Source organism: Thermus thalpophilus (genome assembly GCF_022760915.1).
GTDB lineage: Bacteria > Deinococcota > Deinococci > Deinococcales > Thermaceae > Thermus > Thermus thalpophilus.
Genome location: NZ_JAKTNS010000013.1, coordinates 16,634 through 39,104, shown reverse-complemented (window position 1 = coordinate 39,104; position 22,471 = coordinate 16,634). Strand labels below are relative to the sequence as shown.

Sequence of the window (22,471 nt, the reverse complement as noted above, 5' to 3'; positions counted from 1 at the left end):
AGCCTACCAAAGGCCCGCGGCTTTCGCCACCGCCTCGAGGCGGGCGGGCACCGGGGGGTCAAGCCGGGCCACCCGCTCCGCGGTGGCGGGGTCCTTGAGGCCGTGGCCGGTGAGGGTGAGGACCACGGTGCTTCCCGGCTCTAGGCGGCCTTCCCGAAGGAGCTTCCACACCCCGGCCATGGCCGCGGCGCTGGCCGGCTCGCAGAATAGGCCCTCCTCCTCCGCCAGGTAGCGGTAGGCGGCCAGGATCTCCTCGTCCGTCACCGCCTCTATGACCCCTCCCGACTCCTCCTTGGCCCGCACCGCCCCCTGCCAGCTCGCCGGGTTGCCGATGCGGATGGCGGTGGCCAGGGTCTCGGGCTTCTCCACCGGCCGCCCCAGGACCAAGGGGGCCGCCCCCGCCGCCTGGAAGCCCAGCATCTTGGGAAGCTTTTTGGCCTTGCCCAGGGCGCGGTATTCCTTATACCCCTGCCAGTGGGCGGTGATGTTCCCAGCGTTGCCCACGGGAAGGGCGTGGTAGTGGGGGGCATCCCCAAGCTCGTCCACCACCTCAAAGGCCAGGGTCTTCTGGCCCTCCAGCCGGAAGGGGTTCACGGAGTTCACCAGGGCCACGGGGTAGCGCTCCGTGAGCTCCCGGGTGAGGCGGAGGGCCGCGTCAAAGTTGCCCTCCACCTGGACGATGCGGGCCCCGTGGACCAGGCTCTGGGCCACCTTGCCCAAGGCCACGTACCCCGCGGGCAGGACCACGATGGCCTTAATCCCCGCCCGGGCGGCGTAGGCGGCGGCCGAGGCGGCGGTGTTCCCGGTGCTGGCGCAGGCGATGGCCTCCGCCCCCGCCTCCACCGCCTTGGCCACCGCCAGGGTCATGCCCCGGTCCTTGAAGCTTCCCGTGGGGTTTAGGCCCTCGTACTTGGCGAAAAGCTGGATGCCCCGCTCCCGGGCCTCCTTGGGGCCCTTGAGGGGAACTAGGGGGGTGGAGCCCTCCAGGAGGCTGATCACCGGCGTCTTCTCCGAGACGGGCAGGTGGGCCCGGTAGCGCTCAATGAGGGGAAGGCGCATGGGGATATGCTCCCAGGGAGGAGGCTACCGGGTCAAGACCTCGGGAAAGGGGCTCCCCTCCGCCAAGGGCGGCTTGGCCCGGGGGGCGGGCAGGTGCCCCGGGGCCCCGGAAAGGAGGCGGAGGAGGTCGGCGAAGAGCCCGCTGGCCGTGGCCCCGCCCCCCGCCCCGGGGCCGGTGATGAAGACCTCCCCCAGGGGCCGGGTCTTCACCCAAAGGGCGTTCCCCCGGGCTTGGGCTAAGGGGTGGTCCAGGGGAAGGAGGCTTGGGGCCACCCTTGCCCGCCACCTTCCCCCTTCCCCGTAGAGGCTTGCCAGGAGGCGCACCCGCTTGCCCTGGGCCGCCGCCTCCTGGAGGAGCCCAGGGGTGAGGCGGGCGATGCCCCGGGCCTCCACCGCCCCAAAGGGGAAGGCGGGGTCCACCAGGAGGCGGGCCAGGAGGGTGAGCTTGTGGGCGGCGTCTATTCCCTCCACGTCCAAGGTGGGGTCGGCCTCGGCGTAGCCCAGGCGCTGGGCCTCGGCCAGGGCCTCGGCGTAGGTGCGCCCCTTTTCCATCTCCTGGAGGATGTAAAGGGTGGTGCCGTTCAGGATGCCGTGGAGCTCCAGGACCTCGCTTCCCCTAAGGGTTTCCACAAAGGAGAGGGCGGGGGTGCCCGCCATGACGCTGGCCTCGTGGTAGATGAGGCCCTCCTCGGCGAAGGGGCGGAGGGCCTCCCAGGCCTCCGCCAGGAGGGCCTTGTTGGCGGTGATGAGGGGAACGCCCGCCTCCAGGGCGGGGAGGAGGAGCTTTAGGGGCGCCTCCACCCCCCCGAGGGCCTCCACCACCACGTCGGCTTCCAAAAGGTCAAAGGGCTCCACCCGGAGGAGTTCTTCCGGGATGGCCCTCGGCTTCTTGGGGTGCCGCACCAAGACCCCCAGGAAGCGGGGAGCGAAGCCCAAGGCGGCCAGCTCCTCCCGCCGCTCCTGGACCAAGGCGTAAAAGGCGCTTCCCACGGTGCCGCCCCCAAGGAGGGCGAGGTTGAGCCGTTCCATGGAAGGGATTATAGGCTAAGGGGGTGGAGGCCAAGGCCCTTCTGGAGGAGGCGGCCCGGGCGCGGGGCCTGGGGGTGGCCTGGGCTCCCCTTTCGCCTTCGGAAGCGGCCAAGGCCCGCTTCCAGGCCTGGCTGGAAGGGGGCCGGCACGGGGGGATGGCCTACTTGGAACGGCGGGTGGAGGAGCGCTTTGACCCCCGGCGCCGCTTTCCCGAGGCCCGAAGCGCCCTCCTCCTCTTCGCCCCCTACGCCTACCCTGACCCCGGGAAGCCCCCAGGGGGCCTCCGGGTGGGCCGGGTGGCCCGCTATGCCTGGACGCGGGACTACCACCTCGCTTTGGGGGAGGAGCTTGGGCGCCTCGAGGCGGTGGCGGAGGACCTTGGGGTGTGGGCCAAGGGGTACGTGGACCACGGGCCCCTTTCCGAGCGCACCTTAGCCGCCTGCTCGGGGGCGGGCTGGATCGGCAGAAGCGGCTACTTCCTCTCCCAGGCCTTTGGGGTCCACGCCTTCTTGGCCGTCCTCCTCACCTCCTTGGAGGTGGAGCCCCCGCCCCTCCACCCCAACCGCTGCGGCCGCTGCGCCCGCTGCCTTCCCGCCTGCCCCACGGGGGCCCTCCTAGGGGACGGCACCCTGGACGCCCGGCTTTGCGTGAGCTACCTGACCATTGAGCACAAGGGCTTCATTCCCCCCTCCCTCTGGCCCGGGATCGGGGACTGGCTCTTCGGCTGCGACCTCTGCGGGGAGGCCTGCCCCTGGGAGCGGTTCGGAAGGGCGTGGCCCGGCTTCCGCCCGGAGCCCGAGCTGGCCCACCCGGACCTTTGGGACTTCTTCCGCCTCTCCCACCGGGCCTTCCAAAGGAAGTACGCCGGAACCGCCTTCCTGCGGGCGGGAAGGCCCCGCCTGGCCCGCAACGCCCTCATCGTCCTCTCCAACCTGGGCCTGGGGGAAGACCTCATGGCGGAGGCGGCGCTGGACCCAAGCCCCCTGGTGCGCCGCACCGCCCTCCACGCCCTCTTCCGGGCGGGAAGGCCCATAGAGGGCTTCTTCAAGGACCCCGACCCCGAGGTGCGGCGGGAGGCCCAAGCCCTACTGGAAGCGCCCGGTGCGGTAGACCTTTTCCAGGGCGGGGGGCAGGCCCCAGGCCCGGAGGTCAAAGAGGACGGGGCCCAGGTCGTAGGGGACCTTGAGGAAGCGGGCCTCGAGGGTGTCCGTGTCCAGGAGGAGGGCGTCGGCCCCGGATTCCCCAGAGAGGCTTAGCCCCACGCTCCCGGGGTCCGCCACGAGCCCCGCCCCCACCCGCCGGGCGAGGGGCAGGTGGCACCCGCCCAAAAGGAGGACCTTGGCGCTAAAGCGCTCCAGGAGGGCTAAGAACTCCCGGGCCGGGCCCAGGAGGTCCAGGTGCTCCTCCGGGCAGCCCGGCTTGCCGTGGAAGGCCACGAGGCGGGTCGCCCCATAGGTCCTCCGGTGGGAAAGCCGCAGGGAGCGGAGGTAGGCGAGCTCCCTTTCCCCCAGCTGGCTTCGCGTCCAGGCCAAGGTAGCTTTTCCCAGGCCCTCGGGAACGGCGCCATCCACGGGATAAGCCACCCTTAGGTCCCAGGCCCCGGCGATGGCGGGAAACCCCTCCTGCATAAGGCGGCGCACCACCTGCCTTGGATGGGGCCCGTAGCCCACCATGTCCCCCAGGACCAAAACCTCGTCCACCCCCTCGGCCCTTAGGGCCTCCAGGGCGGCCTCGAGGGCGGGCAGGTTGGCGTGGATATCGGAAAGAACCCCGAGGCGCATGGGACCATTCTGCCATAGCCCCGCCTGGTCAATCTCACAAACGAACCTTATGGTGGAAGGGTGCGCCCCTTCCTCCTGGGCCTTGCCCTCGCCCTTACCCTCCCCCCCTTCCCCTTGGGCTTTCTGGCCCCCTTGCCCTTAGCCTTCCTGCTCCGGGGGGGCTTCCGGGAAGGCTTCCTGGCCGGGGTGGGGTTCTGGGGTCTCCACCTCCTCTGGCTTCCCCAAAGCTTCGCCAGCCTCTTCGGCCCCCTGGGGGCGCTTCCCTTTTTGCCCCTGGTCCTGGTGAAGGCCCTTTCCTTCGGCCTCCTCTTCGCCCTCACCCCCTCGCCCCTCATGCGGGTGGGGGGGTGGGTGGTGCTGGAGTGGCTCACGGAGCAAGGGGAGCTGGCCTTCCCCTGGGGGTTTTTGGGCTACGCCCTGGTGGAAGCCCCGGGCCGGGTCCTGGCGAGCCTGGGCGGGGTCTATTTCCTCTCCCTCCTGGTCCTCCTCGCCGCCTACGGGCTTGCCCGGAGGCACCTATGGGCCCTCCTCCCCTGGGCCCTCCTTTGGTTTTTGCCCTTGCCCAAGGTGGCGGGGACGCAAAAAGCCCTCCTGGTCCAGGGCAACCTCAACCCCTTGGCCAAGGTGCAAGGGGAGTTGGACGAAAGCGTTTACCTCCGCCTCACGGGAGAAGGCCTCGCCCAAAAGGGGGCGGACCTCATCGTCTGGCCGGAAACCGCGGTGTGGCGCATCCCTCCTTCCGTGGACGCCCTCCTCCAAGGCCGCCCCCTCCTCACCGGGCTCAACCTCTTCGGCCCCAACCGGGCGGTGCTCTACCAAGGGGGAGGGATCCTGGCCCACTACGACAAGACCCGGCTGGTCCCCTTCGGGGAGCGGTTCCCCTTCCGGGAAGTTCTGGGTGGGGCCTACGGCTTCTTCTTCCGCGCCTTCGGCCTGGGGGAGCTGGCCGACCGCACCCCCGGGAAGCGGGTGGCCCCCTTGGGGCCTTATGGGGTCTTCATCTGCTACGAGTCCGCCTTCCCCTCCGTGGCCCTGGCCCTCGCCCGGGAGGGGGCTAAGGTCCTCGTTCTCCTCACCAACGACGCCTGGTACGGCCCCTCCTTCGGCGGCAGGCAGCACTTCGCCATGGGAAGGCTTAGGGCGGTGGAAACGGGCCTTTGGCTCCTAAGGGCGGGGAACGACGGCGTCACCGCCAGCGTGGACCCCTTCGGCCGGGTGGTGGCGGCCATCCCCCCGCACCAGGAGGGCTTCCTCCTCGCCCCTTACGCCCTTAAGGAGGGCAAAACCCCTTACGTACGCCTTGGGGATTGGGCGGTGGCCCTGGCGTTGACCATTTTCCTCCTTGGCCTTATCCTTAGGGTGCGTCTGCCGGGGTGGCGGAACAGGTAGACGCGGCAGACTCAAAATCTGTTGCCCGATGAGGGCGTGCGGGTTCGAGTCCCGCCCCCGGCACCAAAGGCCCCCCCAAGGGGCCTTTAGTCCTTTTCCCACAAGGCCAACACCCAATCCGCCTCCAGGTGGAGGCGGGGCGGGCTTCCCAAAGCCCGGCGGAAGAGGTCCTCCAGGGCCTCCGGGGAGAGGCGCCGGGCCAAGGGGGGGCCCACCGCCTCCTCCCGGTGGGGCCACTCCAGCACCGCCACCCGCCGGGCCACCCTCGCCGCCTCCCTTAGGGCGGGAAGGGGGTCTAGGTGGTGGAGGGAGAGGCCGAAGAAGGCCAGGTCAAAGCTCCCCTCGGGAAAGGGAAGGCTTTCCGCCCTTCCCTCCACGAACCGCGCCCCCTTCACCTTGGCCCGGGCCACCTCCAGGCGGTCCGCCCGCGGGTCCAGGCCCACGGCGAAAAGCCCAAGCCGGGCGAAGGCCTCGGCGAAGACCCCGGTGCCGGTGCCGATGTCCAGGGCGCTTTTGGCCTCCATGCCCTCCAGGGCCTTTTGGGCGATGGCCAAAGGGGGAAAGCGGCGAAGCCGCTCCTCCTGGCGGAAGGGGTCCCGGGCCTCGCAGGCGTTGGTGAGGAGGGCCCACAAGACCACGGCTCCCTCCTCCGCCGCCCTCCGGAAGGCCTCCCGCAGGGCCGCGAAAACCTTGTCCTCCTCCCCGGAAAGCTCCGTATGGGTGGGGAAGACCCGGTGGTCCACCCCGCTTCCCTCTAAGGCCTGCAGGGCCTTCTCCACCGCGCGGTAGTCCCCCTGGAGAAGGGGGTAGAGGGCAAAGAGGGCCTTCACCGCCACCTCCCCAAGTATAGGGCAGGGCGGTTCCCTGCCCGCCGCCCTGCCCGGTCCGCCTCCGCGTAAGGGGGTTCGGCCTCCGGGGCCAGGTGGACCACCCCCCCTTCCGCCTCGGGGGGGCCCAGGAGGGCCAACAGGTCCTCCCGGGCGAGGAAGCGGGCGTGGGTCCAGGGGCGGACCCCCCTTTCCCCCAGGCGGCGGTAGAAGGCAGCCCAAGGGGAGAGGGCCTCGAGGATCCCCACCACCAGGGCCCCGCCCCGCCTCAGGACCCGCCTGGCCTCGGCCAGGGCCCGCTCTACGTCCACCACGAACTCCAGGGTGGTGAAGAGGAGGACCACGTCAAAGGCCCCGTCGGGAAAGGGCAAGGCCTCCCCATGGGCGGCCACCCACTCCACCCCGGCGGTCCGCCGCATCCCCACCCGGCGCATGGCCGCCGAGGGCTCCACCCCCACCTTCCTGGGGTAGGGAAGGCGCCTGAGCCAGTAGCCCGTCCCCGCCCCCACCTCCAGGAGACTTTCCCCAGGGGGAAGAAGGGCCCACAGCGCCCGCTCCTCCTCGGCAATGGCGTAGGCCCCCAAAGGGGTCTCGTACCAAGCCTCGTAGGCCTCCGCCAAGCCCTGGAAGGGATCCTCCACGCCCTCAGTCTAACCGGAGGACCACGCCCTCGTCCGGGCACAGGAGAAGGCGCTCCCCCACCCCTTCCTCCCGGTCCAGGTGGGTGGAGAGGACCACCCGCCCCCCTCGAGGCAGGACCAGGGCCCGCTCCTTGTCCGTGAAGTTCAGGGCCACGATCCAACCCTCCCCCCTCAGGTAGGCGTAAACGCCCCCTTGGGCGACGTAGGTGCGGTAGGCCCCATAGAGGAGCTCCGGGTCCTTCCTTAAGGCGATGAGGCGGCGCACCAGGTGGAGCATGGAGCGGGGGTCCTTTTCCTGGGCGGCCACGTTTCGGGTCTTCCAGTCGGGGTTCAGGGGAAGCCAGGGCTCCGTGGTGGAAAAACCGGCGTAGGGGGAGTCGTCCCAGGGCATGGGGGTGCGCTCGGGGTCGCGGCCCGGGGGAAGGCCATGCTCCCCCTTGCGCCCCTTTTGCCTTAAAGCGGCCGGGTCCTGCACCTTCTCGGGGGGGATCTCCCCGTTGGGGAGGGCGAGCTCGTCCCCGTAGTACCAGGTGGGGGTGCCCCGCAGGGTGAAGAGGAGCATGGCCGCCACCCTGGCCTGGGCCTCCCCCAGGCGGGAGGCGAGGCGGGGCTGGTCGTGGTTGCCGAGGACCCAGTTGGGCCAGTCCGCGGGCCTGAGGAGGCTCTCGTACTCCTCCACGATGCGGGCGATGTTCTCAGGGCGCCAGTCGGGAAGGCCCCGGAAGATCAGGTGGAAGTTGAAGGGCAGGTGGCAACCCGCCTGGTAGTAGCGCACCAGCTGGGGATAGGGCAGGTAGATCTCCCCCACCATGATCCGCTCCCGCCCCGGGGTGGAAAACTCGTCCAGCACGTAGCGCATCTCCCGCACGTAGGCGTAGGTCTCCGGCTGGTCCTCGGTGTAGAGGTGGAGGTGCCGCCCCCGGTCCCACATGCCCGGGCGCCAGTCGGGATTGCCGGGCTCGTCCCGCAGGAGGAGGTCCTCGGCCAAAAGCCAAAGGGTGTCCACCCGGAACCCATCCACTCCCCGCCGGAGCCAAAAGCGCATCACCTCGTAGATGGCCTCCCGCACCTCGGGGTTGCGCCAGTTGAGGTCGGGCTGCTCCGGGAGGAACTGGTGGAGGTAATACTGGCCCGTGGCCTCGTCCAGGGTCCAGGCGGGGCCACCGAAAAAGCTCTGCCAGTTGTTGGGGGGGCCCCCATCCGGGGCGGGGTCAGCCCAGACGTACCAGTCCCGCTTGGGGCTATTCCGGGAGGCGCGGGACTCCAAGAACCACGGGTGCTCGTTGGAGGTGTGGTTGGGCACCAGGTCAACGAGGACCCTAATCCCCAGGGCGTGGGCCTCCTGCAGGAGGCGGTCAAAGTCCTGAAGGCTCCCGAAGATGGGATCCACCTGGCAGTGGTCGGCCACATCGTAGCCGAAGTCCCGCATGGGGCTTTTGTAGAAGGGAGAAAGCCAGATGGCCTCCACCCCCAGGGACTTGAGGTAGGGAAGCCGCCGCCTCACGCCCTCCAGATCCCCGATGCCGTCGCCGTCCGTGTCCTGAAAGCTCCGGGGGTAAACCTGGTAGATCACCGCCTCTTTCCACCACATGCCCCCAGTCTATTCCCCCCGGCCCGGGGGTGGAAGAGCTTCCAGCCCCTCACCCCTCGCAGGGCGGGAAGCGGGGCACCCACCGCCCCTCCACCGGGGCGAGCCAGCTGGCCAGGGGCCGGGCCCAGCAGCCGCCTTCCCCATAGAGGGCTTGGTAGGCCACCAGCTCCTCCGTTTCCGAGCGGCGGGGCAGGAAAAGGACCCGGTAAAGCCCTCCCTTGTGGCGGCGGTGAAGCCCTGGCTCAACCGGCACGGGTGGGCTCCGCGTGGGGGTGGAAGACCGCCTCCTCGGGCAGGAGCCTCCGCTTCTTGGCCTTGCGGTACACCGCCTCCCACATGCGGCAGAAGGAGCAGACCGCCCCCGTGGTGGGGTAGCCGCAGCGCTCGCACTCCCTCAGGGCCACCTCCCCTTCCCCCTGAAGGCGAGGTTGGACCTTTTCCAGAAAGCCCTCGAGGAAGCGGAGCTTAGCCCCCGGCATCTCCTTCTCCACCAGGTTCAGGGCCTCCTTGTAGAGGAGGCTTTTGGCCCCCTTGGCGTTGGGGCACTCCTCGTGCAGGTAGCGGATGCCCCGGAGGAGGGTGTAGGAGAGGACCTCCCGCTCGCTAAAGCGGTAGAAGGGCTTGACCCGGGCGGCGAGGCCGGGCTTCTCCGGGAGGACCGGCCCTTGGCGGGCCAGGGCGTCCTCCTGGGGGTTTAGGAGGTTGCCGAAGAGGACCGCCGCCTCGTCGTCCAGGTTGTGGCCCGTGGCCACGGCGCGGAAGCCCCCCTCCACCGCCACCTGGTTCAGGATGTAGCGCTTGGAAAGGCCGCAGGCGGAGCAGGCCACCCGCCCGGAGAGCTGGGCAAGCTCCGGCACCCCGAAGCCGTAGGCCTCCTTCAGGTCCACCACCAGAAGCGGGAGGCCCCTTTCCCGGGCGAAGGCTTCCGTGACCTCGAGGCTCCGCCGGGAATACTCCCCGATGCCGAGCTCAATGTGGAGCCCCACCGCCTGGTAGCCCAGGCGGCTCAGCACATCCCACAGGGCCAAGGAGTCCTTCCCCCCGGAAACCGCCACCAAGACCCGCTCCCCCGGCGAAAGCATCTTGTGGCGGCGGATGGCCTTTTCCGTTTCCTTCACGAACCAGTCCAGGTAGTGCGCCTTGCAAAGGGCAAACCCCCGGGAGCGCACCTCCACCTGGGCCTTTTCCCCGCAAACCTTGCAGACCACCCTAGCCTCCCGAGATGGCGGAGAGCACCTCTATTCGCTCCTCGTCCCCCACCACCTGGTCCAGGGTGAGGAGCTCCTCTTCGCGGATGGCCACCACCGTCTCCGGGTTGAGGCCAAGCTCCAAAAGAACTTCCTTCAGGGGCCGGTTTCCCCGGACCTCCACCTCCTTGCGCTCGGGCAGGCGCAAAACCACCTTCACCCCGCTAGTCTAGCAGGTAGGGGGAGACAAGCTCTGTGAGCCGCTCCAGGGTCAGGCGGTTGCGCTTCACAATCTCCGGCCTGCGGGGGATTTCCGGGTAAGGCGCCTCCGGGTCGTGGAGGGTAGGGGTAAGGGGCCGCCCAAGCCGCTCCTCCCAAGCCTTTAGCCACCCCTCGGGCAGGCGCTCCGGCAAGGGCAGGCCGTGGAAGACGTGGTAAAGAAGGGTCCAGACCCGCACCGCCCCGTCCAGGCTATACCCACCCCCCAGGGTGATGAGGACCCGCCCCCCCGTGTAGGCCTCGGCGTACTCCAGGATCAGGCGGAAAAGCCTCTCGTAGGCCCGGGTGGTGAGGAGTAGGTCCGCCAAGGGGTCAAGGTAGTGGGCGTCCGCCCCCGCCTGCACCACCAGGACGTCGGGCCGGAAGGCCCGCAAGGCCCAGGGCACCAGGGCTTCAAAGACCTCGAGGTAGCTTTCGTCCTCCGTGAAGGGCTCCAGGGGAAGGTTGAGCTTCCTCCCCACCCCTTCCCCCCGGCCCACCTCGTGCACGTGCCCGGTGCCGGGGAAGAGGTAGCGGCCGGACTCGTGGAGGCTTAGGGTGAGGACCTCCTTCTCCTCGTAGTGGATCCACTGCACCCCGTCCCCGTGGTGGACGTCAATGTCCAGGTAAGCCACCCTCAGCCCAGCCCGGGTCAGGTGGCGGATGGCCACGGAAAGGTCGTTGTACACGCAAAACCCCGAGGCCCGGTCGTACTGGGCGTGGTGCAGGCCGCCCCCCAGTTGCAAAACCCGCTTTTCCCCGGCGAGGATGCGCCGCGCCCCCTCGAGGGTCCCCCCCACCAAGACCCTTGCCGCCCGTTCCATGCCGGGGAAGACGGGGGTGTCCCCCGTGCCCAGGCCGTAGTGCTCCAGATCCGGCACCCTTTCCCCTCGGCTTGCCGCCTCCACCCGCCTCACCAGGCGCTCCGAGTGGACGGTAAGCACCTCCTCCCGGGTGGCCTCGGGAGGAAAAAGGGGCGCCCGCCACACCCCCAGGGCCTGGAGGAGGGAGGTGAGCATCTCCAGCCGCACCGGGGAGAAGGGGTGATCCGGGCCGAAGTTGTAAAGGCGGTACTCGTCCCGGTAGATCACCATGGCTTCTTGGGCGGCCAAAGCACGTCAAACCCTTCCCGCCTCAGGCCCTCCGCCAGGAGGTGGGTTTCCAAGGTGTTCACCCGCACCACCGCCCGCACGAAGTCCCCGTCCTCCGGGTAAGAGAGGAGGGAGTGGATGTTCACCCCCCGCCCCGCCAAGTACCCCGTGAGCCGGGCGAGCTCCCCCACTCGATCGGGCAGCCGCACCTCCAGCCGACCCGAGGGCTCCGTGACCCCGGTGAGCTTCAAGAGGGCATCCAGCAGGTCTATGCCGGTGACGATCCCCACGAGTGCGCCGTCCTCCAAAACGGGCAAGGAGCCGATCTTCCGCTCCCGCATCACCCGGGCCGCCTCCTCCACGGGGTCCAAGGGGTGGGCGGTGACCACCTCCTTGGTCATGACCTCCTCCACCCTGGCGCAGGTGGGACATGGCCCCTTAGGGTTCAGGTGGCTCGTGGCCAGGCGAATGTCCCGGTCGGTGATGATGCCAAGAAGCCGCCCTCCCGCCACCACGGGCAGGTGGCGGATGCCCCGTTCTAAAAGCAGGCGGTACGCCTCCTCCAGCGTGGCCTCCGGCCCCACCGTGACCACGGGGGAGCGCATCACGTCCTTGACCAGCATGAAAAGAGTATACCCCCCCACGAAGGGGGGTATCCTACCCGCCACGCCCTTTAAAGAATGTCGTCCCGGATGCAGGCCTTGTAGTGCCCGGGGGAAACCTCCTTGAGTTCGGGCACGGTGTGGGCGCACTCGGGGAGGGCGTAGCGGCAACGGGTGCGGAAGACGCACCCCGAAGGGGGGTTGATGGGGGAAGGGATGTCCCCCTGGAGCACAATGCGCTCCCGCTTCACCGTGGGGTCAGGAATGGGCACCGCCGAGAGCAGGGCCTCGGTGTAGGGGTGCTTGGGATTGCGGTAAAGCTCCTTCGAGGAGGCAACCTCCATCACCTTGCCCAGGTACATCACCGCCACCCGGTCGGAGATGTACTCCACCACCGCCAGGTCGTGGGCGATGAAGAGGAGGGTCAGGCCCAGCTCCTCCTTAAGGTCCTGGAGAAGGTTCACCACCTGGGCCTGGATGGATACATCCAAAGCGGAAACCGGCTCGTCGGCCACGATGAAGTCCGGGGCCACCGCAAGGGCGCGGGCGATGCCGATCCTTTGCCTCTGGCCGCCCGAGAACTCATGGGGGTAGCGGCGCATGTGGTCCGGGGAAAGCCCCACCAGCTTAAGAAGCTCCGCCACCCTTTCCGTGCGTTCCTGGGGCGTCTTGCCGATCCCGTGGATGATGAGGGGCTCGGCGATGATGTCCCCCACGGTCATGCGGGGGTTCAAGGAGCTGAAGGGATCCTGGAAGATGATCTGCATCCGGCGGCGGTAGGGGCGGAGTTTGTCCTTGGGCAGGTCCGTGATGTCCTGCCCATCGAAGAGGATGCGCCCCCCCGTGGGCTCGATGAGGCGGAGCAGGGTCCGGCCCACCGTGGTCTTGCCGCTTCCCGACTCCCCCACCAGGCCCAGGACCTCCCCCTTCTTGATGGCAAAGGAAACCCCGTCCACCGCCTTGACGCTTCCCACCACCCGGGAGAGGATCCCGCCGCGGATGGGAAAGTGCTTTTTCAGGTCTTGGATCTCCAGGAGGACCTGGTTCTCCCTCATGCCCGCACCTCCCGGATCTCCCGCCAGCGCACGCACCGCACCTGGCGGCCGTCACCCGTGTCCTCCAGGGGTGGCACCTCCCGGTCGCAAAGGCCCTCCACGTAGTGCTTGCACCGGGGGTGGAAGGCACACCCTGGGGGCAGGTACAGGGGGTTCGGCACGTTTCCGGGGATGGCCTCGAGGCGCTCCCTCCGCTCCGCCGCCAGGTCCAGCCGGGGCACGGAGTGCAGAAGCCCCCGGGTGTAGGGGTGCAGGGGCTCTTTGAAAAGGGGCACCACGTCCGCCTCCTCCACCGCCCGCCCCGCATACATCACCACCACCCGGTCCGCCATCTCCGCCACCACCCCAAGGTTGTGGGTGATGAAGAGGATGCTCATGCCGATCTCCTCCTGGAGCTTCTTCATGAGCTCGAGAATCTGGGCCTGGATGGTCACGTCCAAAGCCGTGGTGGGCTCGTCGGCGATGAGGAGGGAGGGATTGCAGGAAAGGGCCATGGCGATCATCACCCTTTGCCGCATTCCCCCGGACATCTGATGGGGGTAGTTGGCAAGCCGCTTCTTGGGCTCGGGAATCCCCACCAGGTCCAGCATGTGGGCCGCAAGCTCCATGGCCTCCTTCCGGCTTTTCCCCTGGTGGAGCATGATGGCCTCGGCGATCTGGTCCCCCACCGTGTACACCGGGTTCAAGGACGTCATGGGTTCCTGGAAGATCATGGCGATGTCGTTACCCCGGATGCGCCGCATCTCCGCCTCGGAGAGCTTGGTGAGGTCCCGCACCTGGCCGTCCTTCCCCCGGAAGAGGATCTCCCCGCCCACAATCCGCCCCGGGGGCGTGGGAATGAGCCGCATGATGGCCAAGGAAGTCACGCTCTTCCCCGAGCCCGACTCCCCCACCACCGCCAGGGTCTCCCCTTTGTCCACGTGGAAGGACACCCCGTCCACCGCCTTCACCACGCCATCGTCCGTGAAGAAGTGGACCTTAAGGTCTCTCACCTCCAGCAGCCGCTTGTCGTCCATGCGCACTCCTTCGGGCACTGCCCTTAAAACACCTCACCCGTTATACGCCATGCCCGGTCAAAAGAGAAGAGCCTACCGCCTCCTCCTTGGGTCCAAGGCGTCCCGGAGCCCATCCCCCAGGAAGTTCCACGAAAGCACAGCCAGGAAGATGAAAAACCCAGGCCAAAGCACCCAAGGGCGGTCGGTAAAGGAAGCGAAGCCGCCCTGTTGCGCCGCCTGGAGCAGGAGCCCCCAACTGGTGTACGGCTCCGTAACCCCAAGGCCTAAGAAGGAAAGCCCGCTTTCTCCCAGGATAAAGCCGGGGATGGTGAGGGATAGGCTCACGATCACGTAGCTCGCCGTGGCGGGAAGAACATGCCGGGCGATGATGCGACCATCCGAAGCCCCCAAGGCCCGGGCCGCTTGCACGTAGTCCATCTCCCGCACGGAAAGCACGATGCCCCGCACCACCCGGGCCAACCCCCCCCAGCCGATGAAGCCCAAAAGCCCCACCACCAGGTAGAAGGTGAACAAGGGATCGATTTTCGTGGGAAACACCGCCCGCAAGGAGATCAGGAGGAAAAGGCTTGGGATGGCGGCGATGATCTCCACCGTGCGCATGATGAGGTCATCGGGATCAATCCGCAAAGGCTCCCGGAAGACCCGGCGCAGGATGAGGACAACCGCACCCACCCCAAGGAGGAGCACCACCCCGTCCACCAGGAAGGACAACGCATCCCGCCCCGGGCTCAAGCGGGCGAAGGACCAGGCTAAAAACACGGCACCCCCCGCCACCCCAAGCCACAAGGCGAGGCTCAAAGGCCCCAAGAACCACCCCACCCCCCGCCAGGCCTTGGGGGGCAGGGAAAGGGCAAAGGGCCTTCCGGAAAAATAGCCGGCGATGCCCCCGAGCAAAAGCCCCAGGGCGAAGGAGACCAAGGCGGAAAGGATGCCGATGGTCAAGGAGACCTGGCCGCCGTAGACCACCCGGCTAAAGAGGTCGCGGCCAAAGTTGTCCGTGCCCATCAGGAAAATCTTTCCCGGGGCATCCACCCCAAAAAGCCGCAGATCGGAACGGAAGACCTTGAAGAGGGTGTAGGGCTGATCCGGGGTGCGGACAAAAAAGCGGATGTAAAACTTCCCCTGGGAAGGGTCCTCCTCGTAACGGGGTTGGAGGGTGACGGGGTCTATGGTCCGGCGGGTGGCGTAGACAAAGGGACGGGTAAGCCGCCCCGTCTCGGGGTCCACGAAGTGGATGCGGGTGGGAGGGTGGTTACCCTTCGGGGGGTAAAGCTCGTAGTAGTTGGGATCGTAGGGGCTAAAGAAACCGGCGAAAGCGGCCATCAGGTAGAGCACCAGGAGGATCCGCCCGCCCCAGACCGCCAAGCGATGGCGGCGGAACTGGCGAAGAGCCAAGGCTAAGCCAGTGGAAGGCGCCGCGCGTTCCACAAGACCCCCCTATTCATAGCGGATCCTTGGATCTACCCAGGCCAAAAGCAGGTCGGAAATCAGGTTGCCGATCATAAGGAGCACCAGGCTCACGGTGAGGAAACCGGCGATGACGTAAAGGTCCTGATTGGCGATGGCGTCTAAGAAGAACGGCGTAATGCCCGGCCAGGCCATGACCACCTCCACAAACCCCGCCCCGGAGATGAGGCTTGGCAGGAGCCCACCCAGGGTGGCCACAAAAGGGATAACGGCGTTGCGGAAGGCGTGCTTGTACAGGACCACCCGCTCGGAAAGCCCCTTGGCCCGAGCGGTGCGGATAAAGTCCTGGGACAGCACCTCCAGCATCTGCCCCCGCATGAGCCGGGAAAGCCCAGCGATGTCGTTGGCCACAGCCACCAGGATGGGCACCACCGCATGCCAAGCGATGTCCAGAAGTTGGCGCAAAGGGGGCATCTGCTCAAAGCCGCTGGAGGTCATCCCAGAAACGGGGAACACCTGCACCCCTGTGCGAAACTTGATCTGCAAAAGCACATAGATGGCGATGAGGGCCAGGAAGAAGCTGGGCACGGAAAGCCCCACATAAGCCAAGAAGGACAAAAGCCGATCCCCAAAGGAATACTGCCGCACAGCCCCGTAGACCCCAATGGGGATGGCCACCAGGTAAAGGAGAAGTGTGGAGGGAATAACGATCACCATGGAGTTCACCACCCGGGGCCAGATCACCTCCAGCACCGGGGCTTGGTAGGCGAAGGAATAGCCCAGGTTGAGGTGCAGGAGGTTATTCATCCAAAGGAGGTACTGCTCGTAAACGGGGCGGTCCAGGCCGAACTGGGCGCGAAGCCTGGCGATGGTCTCGGGGGTGACCTTGGGGTCTAGCTCCAGCTGGGTCAGGTAGTCCCCTGGGGCCATTTGGATGATGAGGAAGGCGAGAAAGGTGGCCCCGAAAAAGGTGGGGATCAGGTAGAGGATGCGGCGAAGGATGTAGCTCGTCATGGCTTTCCAAGACATCCCCGGGGCGACCCGGCCCCGGGGATGGGCGTCAAGTTAGCTCACTTCTTGATGAAGGTCAGCTCCAGCTCCCGCTGGCCCCAGATGGCGCTGATGATGGCATCCGGGTGCTCCCCGCCCAGGCGGTTGTTCCAAGCGGGGTGGTAGTTGGGCCCAGCGATGTAGATGACGGGAAGGAGCTGGGCCTCAATCTCCTGCATGCGGTAGCCGATCTCCTGCCGCTTTTTAAAGTCCAACTCGGTGCGGCCGCGGGAGTAAAGGGCCTCTAGCTGGGTTTCCCGGGGATCCAGGCACTGGCCCGACTTGTTCCACATGTGCAGGTTACCCTTGCAGGGCACCACGTTGGGGCCAAAGGGCCAGTCGAGGCCGCCGCCGGTGAGGCCGATGATGATGGCGTCAAAGGGCCGGTCGGGGCCCGAGGAGAGGAGCTGGCCCACCAGGGTGTTGAAGTCTATGGCCTGGAAGTTGACCTTGACCCCCACCTTCTTGGCCTCGTCCACGATCAGCTTGGCGATCTGCTCCCGCTGGGTGTTGCCGGCGTTGGTGGCGAGGTTAAACTCAATCCGCCGCCCCCGGGAGTCCACCAGGTACCCCTCCCGGTCCTTCTTGATGAAGCCGAGCTCGGCAAGGAGCTTGGCCGCCTGCCGGAGGTCATACTCGTACTTGGGCACCTTGGGGTTGATCCACTGGGTAAGCACGGGGTAAACGCTCGTGTACATGGGGGTGCCCAGACCGCCGTAGACGATGTCCACCACCGCCTGACGGTTCACGATGTGGCTCATGGCCCGGCGGAACTTATCCGAGCGGAAAAGGCTTTGCTTGAAGGGATCCGAGGCCTTGTTCCAGTTGAAGACCATGAACTGGCTGCTGGCCACCGGGGAGGCGTTCACCTTGAGGGTGGCGTCCAAGCGGCCTTGCTGGATGGCCTGGCGCACCTGGGAGATGTGGTCCACGGTGGAGGGGGCAAAGACGTCGATGTTCCCCGCCAGGAACTCGGCCAGCTGGGCGTTGGTGTCCTTGACGATCTTGATCTCGTAGCGGTCCAGGTAGGGCAGGGGGTTGCCCGCCTCGTCCTTGTTCCACTCCCCGAAGGCGGGGTTGCGCTTCAGCACCAGGCGCTCCCCCGGGCGGTAGCTCTCGATGAGCCAGGGACCCCCGGACACGATGTTCTCGGGCTTTTCGTTCAGGGTCCACATCTTCTTGATGCCCTCCGCCCCATCCTTCTGGTAAACGGGCCCGAAGATGTGGGCCGGCCAGGGCGCAAAGCTGGCCACCCTAAAGGCATCCGCATCCGTCCTGGGGTAGATGAAGCGGATGGTGTAGTCGTCAATCTTGCGCAGGGTGATGGGCTTGCCGTCAATAAAGAAGTCATCGTACCTGTTGGACCCCACCGCCTTATCCGTGTGGATGCGCCAGGTCATGATCCAGTCGTCGGCGGTGATGGGGCGGCCGTCGGACCACTTCATGCCCCGGCGGATCTTAAAGGTGATTTCCAGCTTGTTGGGGCTGATGCTGAAGGACTCCGCCATGTAGGGGATCCAGTCCCCAGTGGTGGGGTCGCGGATGACCAGGCCCCTGGCCCCCGAGATGGTGGCCGGCACGTTATCCGCCTCGGCGGTGATGAAGGGGTTGAAGGTGCGGTAGTCGGAGATCGTCGCTTGCCTCAGGGTACCTCCCCGCTTCACCTCAGAGGGCTTGGCCACGGTCCACTTCTGGGGCCAGACAAAGGTCTGGGCGCTGGCCGCGCCGGCCAGAGCGATAAGGCCTACCATCCACACCAGGGCTCTTCTCATGTTCTCGCCTCCTCTTGCCTTACGGCGCTAAGGCTACAGGTTCCGTTTAGCCCCTGTCAAGCACGCTTGACCAGCGGGGGGGTTCGTGAAAAAATCCCCTGCATAAGGAGGCGGCCATGAAAGCGGTGGTCATGGAGGCGAGAGGCGGCCCGGAGGTGCTGAAGGTGGCGGAGGTGCCTACACCCGAGCCAGGGCCCAAGGAGGTGCGCTTACGGGTGAAGGCTGCGGCCCTCAACCACCTGGACGTCTGGGTGCGCAAGGGGGTGGCGAGCCCCAAGCTTCCCCTCCCCCACGTGCTGGGCGCGGACGCCAGCGGGGTAGTGGACGCGGTGGGCCCTGGGGTCACGGGGTTCGCTCCGGGAGACGAGGTGGTGGTGAACCCCGGCCTCTCCTGCGGGCACTGCGAGCGCTGCCTGGCGGGGGAGGATAACCTCTGTTCCCGGTACGAGATCCTGGGGGAGCATCGCTGGGGAGCCTACGCGGAGTACCTGGTGGTGCCCGAGGTCAATCTCGTGAGGAAACCGCAAAACCTCTCCTTCGTGGAGGCGGCCGCCATTCCCCTCACCTTCCTCACCGCCTGGCAGATGGTGGTGGACAAGCTCCAGGTGCGTCCTGGGGAAGAGGTATTGGTGATGGCTGCGGGCAGCGGGGTGAGCGTGGCCGCCATCCAGATCGCCAAGCTCTTCGGGGCGCGGGTCATCGCCACTGCGGGTTCGGAAGAGAAGCTCCGGAAAGCCAGGGAGCTCGGCGCTGACGAAACCGTAAACTACACCCACCCCGACTGGCACAAGGAGGTACGCCGCCTCACCGGGGGCAAGGGGGCGGACAAGGTGGTGGACCATACCGGCGCCCTTTACTTTGAAGGGGTGATCAAGGCCACGGCCAACGGCGGACGCATCGCCATCGCCGGGGCCTCCTCGGGGTACGAGGGCACGCTGCCGTTTGCCCACGTGTTCTTCCGGCAGCTTTCCATCCTGGGCTCCACCATGGGCTCCAAAAGCCGCCTCTTCCCCATCCTGCGCTTCGTGGAGCAAGGCAAGCTCAAGCCGGTGGTGGGGCAGGTACTCCCCCTGGAAGAGGCGGCCGAGGGGCACCGCCTCCTGGAAGAGAGGCGGGTCTTCGGCAAGGTGGTCCTGCAGGTGGACTGAGGACACGTTTCCCTAGCGGAGCGCGTAAAATGCCGGGGAGAGGTGAGGTCATGGAGCACACGGACGTGATCATCATCGGCGCCGGGCCAGCGGGGCTTTTCGCGGGCTTTTACGTGGGCATGCGGGGGCTTTCCTTCCGCTTTTTGGACCCCCTTCCGGAACCTGGGGGACAGCTCACCGCCCTGTACCCAGAAAAATACATTTACGACGTGGCGGGCTTTCCCAAGGTTTACGCCAAGGACCTGGTGCGGGGCCTGGTGGAACAGGTGGCCCCCTTTAATCCCACCTACAACCTAGGGGAACGGGCGGAAACCTTGGAGAAGGAAGGGGACGTCTTCAAAGTCACCACTTCTTCGGGCCAGGCCTACACCGCCAAGGCCGTCATCATCGCCGCGGGGGTGGGGGCGTTTGAGCCCAGGCGCCTCGGCGCCCCGGGGGAGAAGGAGTTTGAGGGCAAAGGGGTGTATTATGCGGTGAAAACCAAGGCGGAGTTCCAAGGGAAGCGGGTCCTCATCGTGGGCGGGGGGGATAGCGCCGTGGACTGGGCCCTTAACCTCCTGGACACCGCCAAGGAGATCACCCTCATCCACCGCAGGCCCCAGTTCCGGGCCCACGAGGCCAGCGTGAAGGAGCTTTTCCAAGCAGCGGAGGAAGGAAGGCTCACCGTGCTCACCCCTTACGAGGTGCGGCGGATAGAAGGGGAGGTTTGGGTAAAGAAGGCGGTGATCTTCCACAACCAAACCCAGGAGGAAGAGGAGTTGGAGGTGGACGCCGTACTCATCCTAGCGGGTTACCTCACCAAGCTGGGGCCCTTGGCCAACTGGGGCCTGGCGTTGGAGAAAAACAAGATCAAGGTGGACACCACCATGGCCACCAGCATTCCCGGGGTTTACGCCTGCGGGGACATCGTCACCTACCCGGGGAAGCTTCCCCTCATTGTCCTGGGGTTTGGTGAGGCCGCCATCGCCGCCAACCACGCCGCCGCCTACGCCAACCCGGCCCTCAAGGTGAACCCGGGGCACTCTTCGGAAAAGGCGGAGGAGAAATCCCCCGCCTGAAGCCTCCTCCCCCCAGGGCCACCCCTGGGGGGTGCTTTTGCCCTATCATGGGGGCATATGCGGGTTGCCCTCTTCATTGATGGTTCCTACATGTACCTGGCGGCCAAGCGCCTCGGGTGGAACGTGGATCACCGGCGGGTGCTCACCCAGTTCGCCACGCCGGAGCAACTTTACAACGCCTTTTATTACGTGCCCATCACCGACCCGGAGGACGAGCGTCAGCAGCGCTTCATTGACGCCCTGGTCTTTATGGGCTACACGGTGCGAAGCCGCTTGACCCGGGGGGAAGCCCGGTTTGAGGCCATGATCGCCACGGATCTTCTCACCACCGCCCCCCGCTGGGACCGGGCCATCGTGGCCAGCGGCTCGGGGGACTTGGCCCACACCTTCGCCGCCCTCCGCGCCATGGGCAAGGAGGTCCACCTCCTGGGCCTCCACGAGCTCGCCGACCTGGAGCTCCGCAACCAGGCGGACCGCTTCCTTAACCTGCCCGAGTGGCGGGAAGTGCTGGAAAGAACCCTGGGGGGCCGGCGCACCTACGTGGGCTATCCCGTGGAGGCCACGGTGGAGGTACCCCCCGCCACGGTGGAGGAAGGCAAGCCCTAAAAGGGCCATGCCCTTCGGTCCTTGGCTCGTCTTGGCCTTGGCAGGCCTACTTTTTTTCGCCCTACCCAACTTCCCCGAACCCACCCCTTCCCCCAACCTTCGGGCCCTTCTCCCCTACCCTAAGGCGGTTCGGGAAAGGCTCGTGGCCCTGCATCTGCAAAACAAAGCGAGCCTGCACCTCGTTCTGGGGGAAAAGGCGGCCCGGGCCTACGACCGCCTGTTGCGCCTGGAACTGAGCAACCAACGGGCGGGAAAGCGATCCGCCTTCGGCAGTCCGGAGGAAGCCCTTTTTGCCGCTCAGCGGTGGGTAGAAGCCATCGGCCAGGCCCAACGCCAGCGGAGGGTAGACCTCGGTGGCCTCCCCACCGCTCCCCACCACGTCCTGCCCCACGCCCAGGAGATCCGGGCGGCGGCGGGGGCTTTGCGCATCCCTGCGGGCGTGCTGGCGGCCATCGTGGACAACGAGCAGTACGGGGGGGACAAGGCCCTGGGGCTTTCCCGGGGGGTGCGGGAGGCGGCGGACGCCCTCGCACAGGACTTAGCGTCGCTGCAGGGGCAGGCCCCTTTTAGCCGCACCTTGGGCCTGGCCCAGATGAGCTGGGAAGACGCCCTCAAGCAGGAGGAAAGGCTTAGGCGCTTTGGGGCTTGGGACCCCTCGAGGCCCTTCCCCCGCACGGAGGCGGAGGCACGGGCCGCTTTGGAGGAACCCTACCTCAACCTCCTCTTCACCGCCAGCCGACTGAGGGGCTATTTCAACGCCATTTTGGGCCTTTCCCCCGAGGACACGCGGGTCCTCGAGGACCCCTGGCTTTACTACCTAGGCCCCGCCTGGCACAACTACCCCCTGCGGGCGCAGAACCTGGAAACCTGGGAAGATAGCTTCCACGGCTTCTTTAAAGGGCTCCTCTACCAAGTGGTCCTCGAGGGATACTGGCGCCTGGAAGGCCAGACCCTCGTTCCCCTAAAGGTCTTTGGCCCAGGGACCGAGGCCCCCCCAAGCGCTAACCCGCCCCGCTTTTTCCCCTAGATCCGCTCCATCCAAGGAAGGGGCTCCCCCGGGGGCAGGACCGGCCAACGCCCCTCGCCCATGTGCCGCAAGATGGCCTCCACTGCCCTTTCCGCCTCCTCCACCCAAGCGCGCGGGTAAAGGTGCCGCTTGGCCAAAAACTCCTCCCGGTCAAACACCTGGCAGGCGTGATCCGCCCGGCACTTCACGTCCAGCTCCAAGTCGTACTGGCGGAAGGCCTTCCCCGTCCACTCCGCCGGGGTCTGCACGTTCCAGTAGTATTCCAAGACCTTGCCTTGGCGAACGTCGGGGCCCCCGGAGTACCAGGCCCCGGGAAAGAAGGCCACGTAGGCATCGTGGTCCAGGACAAGGGACCTTCCCTTGGCCACGTGGTGGAAGACCCCACCCTGGGGCAAGAGGGTGAGCACGCCCTCCGGCCGCACCTCCACCACCCGGGCCTCCCAATGGTAGTGAAGGCACTCTTCCGGGTACTTCCAAAACTCCACCCGGACCCACTCCCCTGGGGCGAGGGGCCAGCTCACCGCCTGGTGCTGATGCCCAAGACCTTGTACAGGGCGCAGAAGCCGGTGATGGCCGTGAAGAGGAGGACCACGGCCACGATCCCCAAGATCCAGTTCCAAGGAGAAGCGGACTGGAAGGCGAAGTAGAAGAGAACCAGGGCCAAAACGAAGCGGATGACCCGGTCGGCGGTGCTCTCGTTCACCGTCATGCCTTTCACCTCCGCTTTAAAGTTTACACCCTGCGGGGAAGGACATCTGGCCATAAGGGCACCCTGTGCTAAAATAAGGCCTTGGCGCGGGCCGTTAGCTCAATCGGTCAGAGCGGCCGGCTCATAACCGGTTGGTTGCAGGTTCAAGTCCTGCACGGCCCACCAGAA

23 protein-coding genes, 2 tRNA genes and 1 pseudogene are annotated in these 22,471 nt (G+C 66.9%); 8 read left to right on the top strand and 18 right to left on the bottom strand.

The window, feature by feature from the left end:
• Positions 1-3: 3 nt before the first annotated feature.
• Positions 4-1,059: a threonine synthase gene (gene thrC, locus L0D17_RS06350; RefSeq protein ID WP_039458806.1), complete on the bottom strand. Its 1,056-nt coding sequence runs from the start codon at positions 1,057-1,059 to the stop codon at positions 4-6.
• Between the two features lie 24 nt (positions 1,060-1,083).
• Complete coding sequence (locus L0D17_RS06345; protein WP_243094477.1) at positions 1,084-2,088, bottom strand: homoserine dehydrogenase; 1,005 nt, start codon at positions 2,086-2,088, stop codon at positions 1,084-1,086.
• Positions 2,089-2,111: 23 nt separating this feature from the next.
• On the opposite strand from L0D17_RS06345, the gene queG reads away from it, so the two are divergent.
• A complete protein-coding gene (gene queG / locus L0D17_RS06340) occupies positions 2,112-3,344 on the top strand; it encodes a tRNA epoxyqueuosine(34) reductase QueG (protein WP_341474678.1) in 1,233 nt (410 codons plus the stop codon).
• A 6-nt stretch (positions 3,345-3,350) separates the two neighbouring features.
• On the opposite strand, the pseudogene L0D17_RS06335 reads toward queG, so the two are convergent.
• Positions 3,351-3,869 (bottom strand): annotated as a pseudogene (locus L0D17_RS06335) (metallophosphoesterase family protein); the annotation flags it as partial.
• Positions 3,870-3,929: 60 nt separating this feature from the next.
• Here L0D17_RS06335 and lnt point away from each other — a divergent pair.
• Both lnt and L0D17_RS06325 read left to right on the top strand, forming a co-directional pair.
• Positions 3,930-5,258, top strand: coding sequence for an apolipoprotein N-acyltransferase (gene lnt / locus L0D17_RS06330; protein WP_243094475.1), 1,329 nt, complete (start codon positions 3,930-3,932; stop codon positions 5,256-5,258).
• Positions 5,237-5,324: transfer RNA gene (locus L0D17_RS06325), tRNA-Leu, on the top strand. The genes lnt and L0D17_RS06325 overlap by 22 nt, the downstream gene beginning before the upstream one ends.
• Positions 5,325-5,344: 20 nt before the next feature.
• Here L0D17_RS06325 and L0D17_RS06320 read toward each other — a convergent pair.
• The 13 genes from L0D17_RS06320 to L0D17_RS06260 all read right to left on the bottom strand — a co-directional run bounded on the left by L0D17_RS06320 (position 5,345) and on the right by L0D17_RS06260 (position 17,755).
• The gene (locus L0D17_RS06320) at positions 5,345-6,094 is read right to left on the bottom strand and encodes a YkoF family thiamine/hydroxymethylpyrimidine-binding protein (RefSeq protein WP_039458792.1); all 750 of its coding nucleotides are present in this window, start codon (positions 6,092-6,094) and stop codon (positions 5,345-5,347) included.
• Positions 6,085-6,726 carry a class I SAM-dependent methyltransferase gene (locus tag L0D17_RS13540; RefSeq protein ID WP_341474677.1) on the bottom strand — a complete coding sequence of 214 codons (642 nt, stop codon included), beginning with the start codon at positions 6,724-6,726 and terminating at the stop codon, positions 6,085-6,087. The genes L0D17_RS06320 and L0D17_RS13540 overlap by 10 nt, the downstream gene beginning before the upstream one ends.
• Positions 6,727-6,730: 4 nt before the next feature.
• Positions 6,731-8,317: an alpha-amylase family glycosyl hydrolase gene (locus L0D17_RS06310; protein ID WP_243094474.1), complete on the bottom strand. Its 1,587-nt coding sequence runs from the start codon at positions 8,315-8,317 to the stop codon at positions 6,731-6,733.
• A 49-nt stretch (positions 8,318-8,366) separates the two neighbouring features.
• The gene (locus tag L0D17_RS06305; protein ID WP_243094473.1) at positions 8,367-8,570 is read right to left on the bottom strand and encodes a DUF1653 domain-containing protein; all 204 of its coding nucleotides are present in this window, start codon (positions 8,568-8,570) and stop codon (positions 8,367-8,369) included.
• Positions 8,560-9,525, bottom strand: coding sequence for a tRNA-5-methyluridine(54) 2-sulfurtransferase (gene ttuA, locus L0D17_RS06300; RefSeq protein ID WP_243094472.1), 966 nt, complete (start codon positions 9,523-9,525; stop codon positions 8,560-8,562). Before ttuA ends, L0D17_RS06305 begins: the two co-directional genes overlap by 11 nt.
• Position 9,526: 1 nt before the next feature.
• Positions 9,527-9,724: a sulfur carrier protein TtuB gene (gene ttuB / locus L0D17_RS06295; protein ID WP_039458783.1), complete on the bottom strand. Its 198-nt coding sequence runs from the start codon at positions 9,722-9,724 to the stop codon at positions 9,527-9,529.
• A gap of 4 nt (positions 9,725-9,728) precedes the next feature.
• Positions 9,729-10,856, bottom strand: coding sequence for an acetoin utilization protein AcuC (locus L0D17_RS06290; protein ID WP_243094471.1), 1,128 nt, complete (start codon positions 10,854-10,856; stop codon positions 9,729-9,731).
• Positions 10,850-11,476 carry a CBS and ACT domain-containing protein gene (locus L0D17_RS06285; protein WP_243094470.1) on the bottom strand — a complete coding sequence of 209 codons (627 nt, stop codon included), beginning with the start codon at positions 11,474-11,476 and terminating at the stop codon, positions 10,850-10,852. The genes L0D17_RS06290 and L0D17_RS06285 overlap by 7 nt, the downstream gene beginning before the upstream one ends.
• Positions 11,477-11,526: 50 nt before the next feature.
• Positions 11,527-12,510, bottom strand: coding sequence for an ABC transporter ATP-binding protein (locus tag L0D17_RS06280; protein WP_243094469.1), 984 nt, complete (start codon positions 12,508-12,510; stop codon positions 11,527-11,529).
• The gene (locus L0D17_RS06275) at positions 12,507-13,526 is read right to left on the bottom strand and encodes an ABC transporter ATP-binding protein (protein WP_243094468.1); all 1,020 of its coding nucleotides are present in this window, start codon (positions 13,524-13,526) and stop codon (positions 12,507-12,509) included. Before L0D17_RS06275 ends, L0D17_RS06280 begins: the two co-directional genes overlap by 4 nt.
• Positions 13,527-13,598: 72 nt before the next feature.
• A complete protein-coding gene (locus L0D17_RS06270) occupies positions 13,599-14,954 on the bottom strand; it encodes an ABC transporter permease (RefSeq protein ID WP_039458773.1) in 1,356 nt (451 codons plus the stop codon).
• Positions 14,955-14,963: 9 nt separating this feature from the next.
• Positions 14,964-15,947 (bottom strand): ABC transporter permease, encoded by a 984-nt coding sequence (locus L0D17_RS06265; RefSeq protein WP_243094467.1) that lies wholly within the window; start codon positions 15,945-15,947, stop codon positions 14,964-14,966.
• 56 nt (positions 15,948-16,003) lie between these two features.
• A complete protein-coding gene (locus L0D17_RS06260) occupies positions 16,004-17,755 on the bottom strand; it encodes an ABC transporter substrate-binding protein (protein WP_243094466.1) in 1,752 nt (583 codons plus the stop codon).
• A gap of 116 nt (positions 17,756-17,871) precedes the next feature.
• On the opposite strand from L0D17_RS06260, the gene L0D17_RS06255 reads away from it, so the two are divergent.
• The 4 genes from L0D17_RS06255 to L0D17_RS06240 are packed head-to-tail and all read left to right on the top strand — an operon-like array spanning position 17,872 to position 21,594.
• Positions 17,872-18,903: a zinc-binding dehydrogenase gene (locus tag L0D17_RS06255; protein ID WP_243094465.1), complete on the top strand. Its 1,032-nt coding sequence runs from the start codon at positions 17,872-17,874 to the stop codon at positions 18,901-18,903.
• A gap of 50 nt (positions 18,904-18,953) precedes the next feature.
• Positions 18,954-19,961, top strand: a complete 1,008-nt coding sequence (locus L0D17_RS06250) for an NAD(P)/FAD-dependent oxidoreductase (protein WP_243094464.1) — start codon at positions 18,954-18,956, stop codon at positions 19,959-19,961.
• A gap of 57 nt (positions 19,962-20,018) precedes the next feature.
• Positions 20,019-20,567, top strand: a complete 549-nt coding sequence (locus tag L0D17_RS06245; protein WP_039458760.1) for a LabA-like NYN domain-containing protein — start codon at positions 20,019-20,021, stop codon at positions 20,565-20,567.
• Between the two features lie 7 nt (positions 20,568-20,574).
• Positions 20,575-21,594 (top strand): hypothetical protein, encoded by a 1,020-nt coding sequence (locus L0D17_RS06240; protein ID WP_243094463.1) that lies wholly within the window; start codon positions 20,575-20,577, stop codon positions 21,592-21,594.
• On the opposite strand, the gene L0D17_RS06235 is transcribed toward L0D17_RS06240, so the two are convergent.
• Positions 21,591-22,115, bottom strand: coding sequence for a ribonuclease FAU-1 family protein (locus L0D17_RS06235; RefSeq protein WP_243094462.1), 525 nt, complete (start codon positions 22,113-22,115; stop codon positions 21,591-21,593). The two genes, L0D17_RS06240 and L0D17_RS06235, sit on opposite strands and share 4 nt — an antisense overlap.
• Entirely contained in the window at positions 22,112-22,303 is a 192-nt protein-coding gene (locus L0D17_RS06230; RefSeq protein WP_243094495.1) for a YgaP family membrane protein, read from the bottom strand. The genes L0D17_RS06235 and L0D17_RS06230 overlap by 4 nt, the downstream gene beginning before the upstream one ends.
• A gap of 88 nt (positions 22,304-22,391) precedes the next feature.
• Here L0D17_RS06230 and L0D17_RS06225 point away from each other — a divergent pair.
• Positions 22,392-22,468, top strand: a tRNA-Ile gene (locus L0D17_RS06225).
• Positions 22,469-22,471: the final 3 nt, after the last annotated feature.

Coding starts and splice junctions, on each gene's coding strand:
- thrC (WP_039458806.1), bottom strand. CDS start 1,059: ATGCGCCTTCCCCTCATTGAGCGCTACCGGGCCCACCTGCCCGTCTCG.
- L0D17_RS06345 (WP_243094477.1), bottom strand. CDS start 2,088: ATGGAACGGCTCAACCTCGCCCTCCTTGGGGGCGGCACCGTGGGAAGC.
- L0D17_RS06310 (WP_243094474.1), bottom strand. CDS start 8,317: ATGTGGTGGAAAGAGGCGGTGATCTACCAGGTTTACCCCCGGAGCTTT.
- L0D17_RS06290 (WP_243094471.1), bottom strand. CDS start 10,856: ATGGTGATCTACCGGGACGAGTACCGCCTTTACAACTTCGGCCCGGAT.
- L0D17_RS06285 (WP_243094470.1), bottom strand. CDS start 11,476: ATGCTGGTCAAGGACGTGATGCGCTCCCCCGTGGTCACGGTGGGGCCG.
- L0D17_RS06280 (WP_243094469.1), bottom strand. CDS start 12,510: ATGAGGGAGAACCAGGTCCTCCTGGAGATCCAAGACCTGAAAAAGCAC.
- L0D17_RS06275 (WP_243094468.1), bottom strand. CDS start 13,526: ATGGACGACAAGCGGCTGCTGGAGGTGAGAGACCTTAAGGTCCACTTC.
- L0D17_RS06265 (WP_243094467.1), bottom strand. CDS start 15,947: ATGACGAGCTACATCCTTCGCCGCATCCTCTACCTGATCCCCACCTTT.
- L0D17_RS06260 (WP_243094466.1), bottom strand. CDS start 17,755: ATGAGAAGAGCCCTGGTGTGGATGGTAGGCCTTATCGCTCTGGCCGGC.
- L0D17_RS06255 (WP_243094465.1), top strand. CDS start 17,872: ATGAAAGCGGTGGTCATGGAGGCGAGAGGCGGCCCGGAGGTGCTGAAG.
- L0D17_RS06250 (WP_243094464.1), top strand. CDS start 18,954: ATGGAGCACACGGACGTGATCATCATCGGCGCCGGGCCAGCGGGGCTT.
- L0D17_RS06245 (WP_039458760.1), top strand. CDS start 20,019: ATGCGGGTTGCCCTCTTCATTGATGGTTCCTACATGTACCTGGCGGCC.
- L0D17_RS06240 (WP_243094463.1), top strand. CDS start 20,575: ATGCCCTTCGGTCCTTGGCTCGTCTTGGCCTTGGCAGGCCTACTTTTT.
- L0D17_RS06230 (WP_243094495.1), bottom strand. CDS start 22,303: ATGACGGTGAACGAGAGCACCGCCGACCGGGTCATCCGCTTCGTTTTG.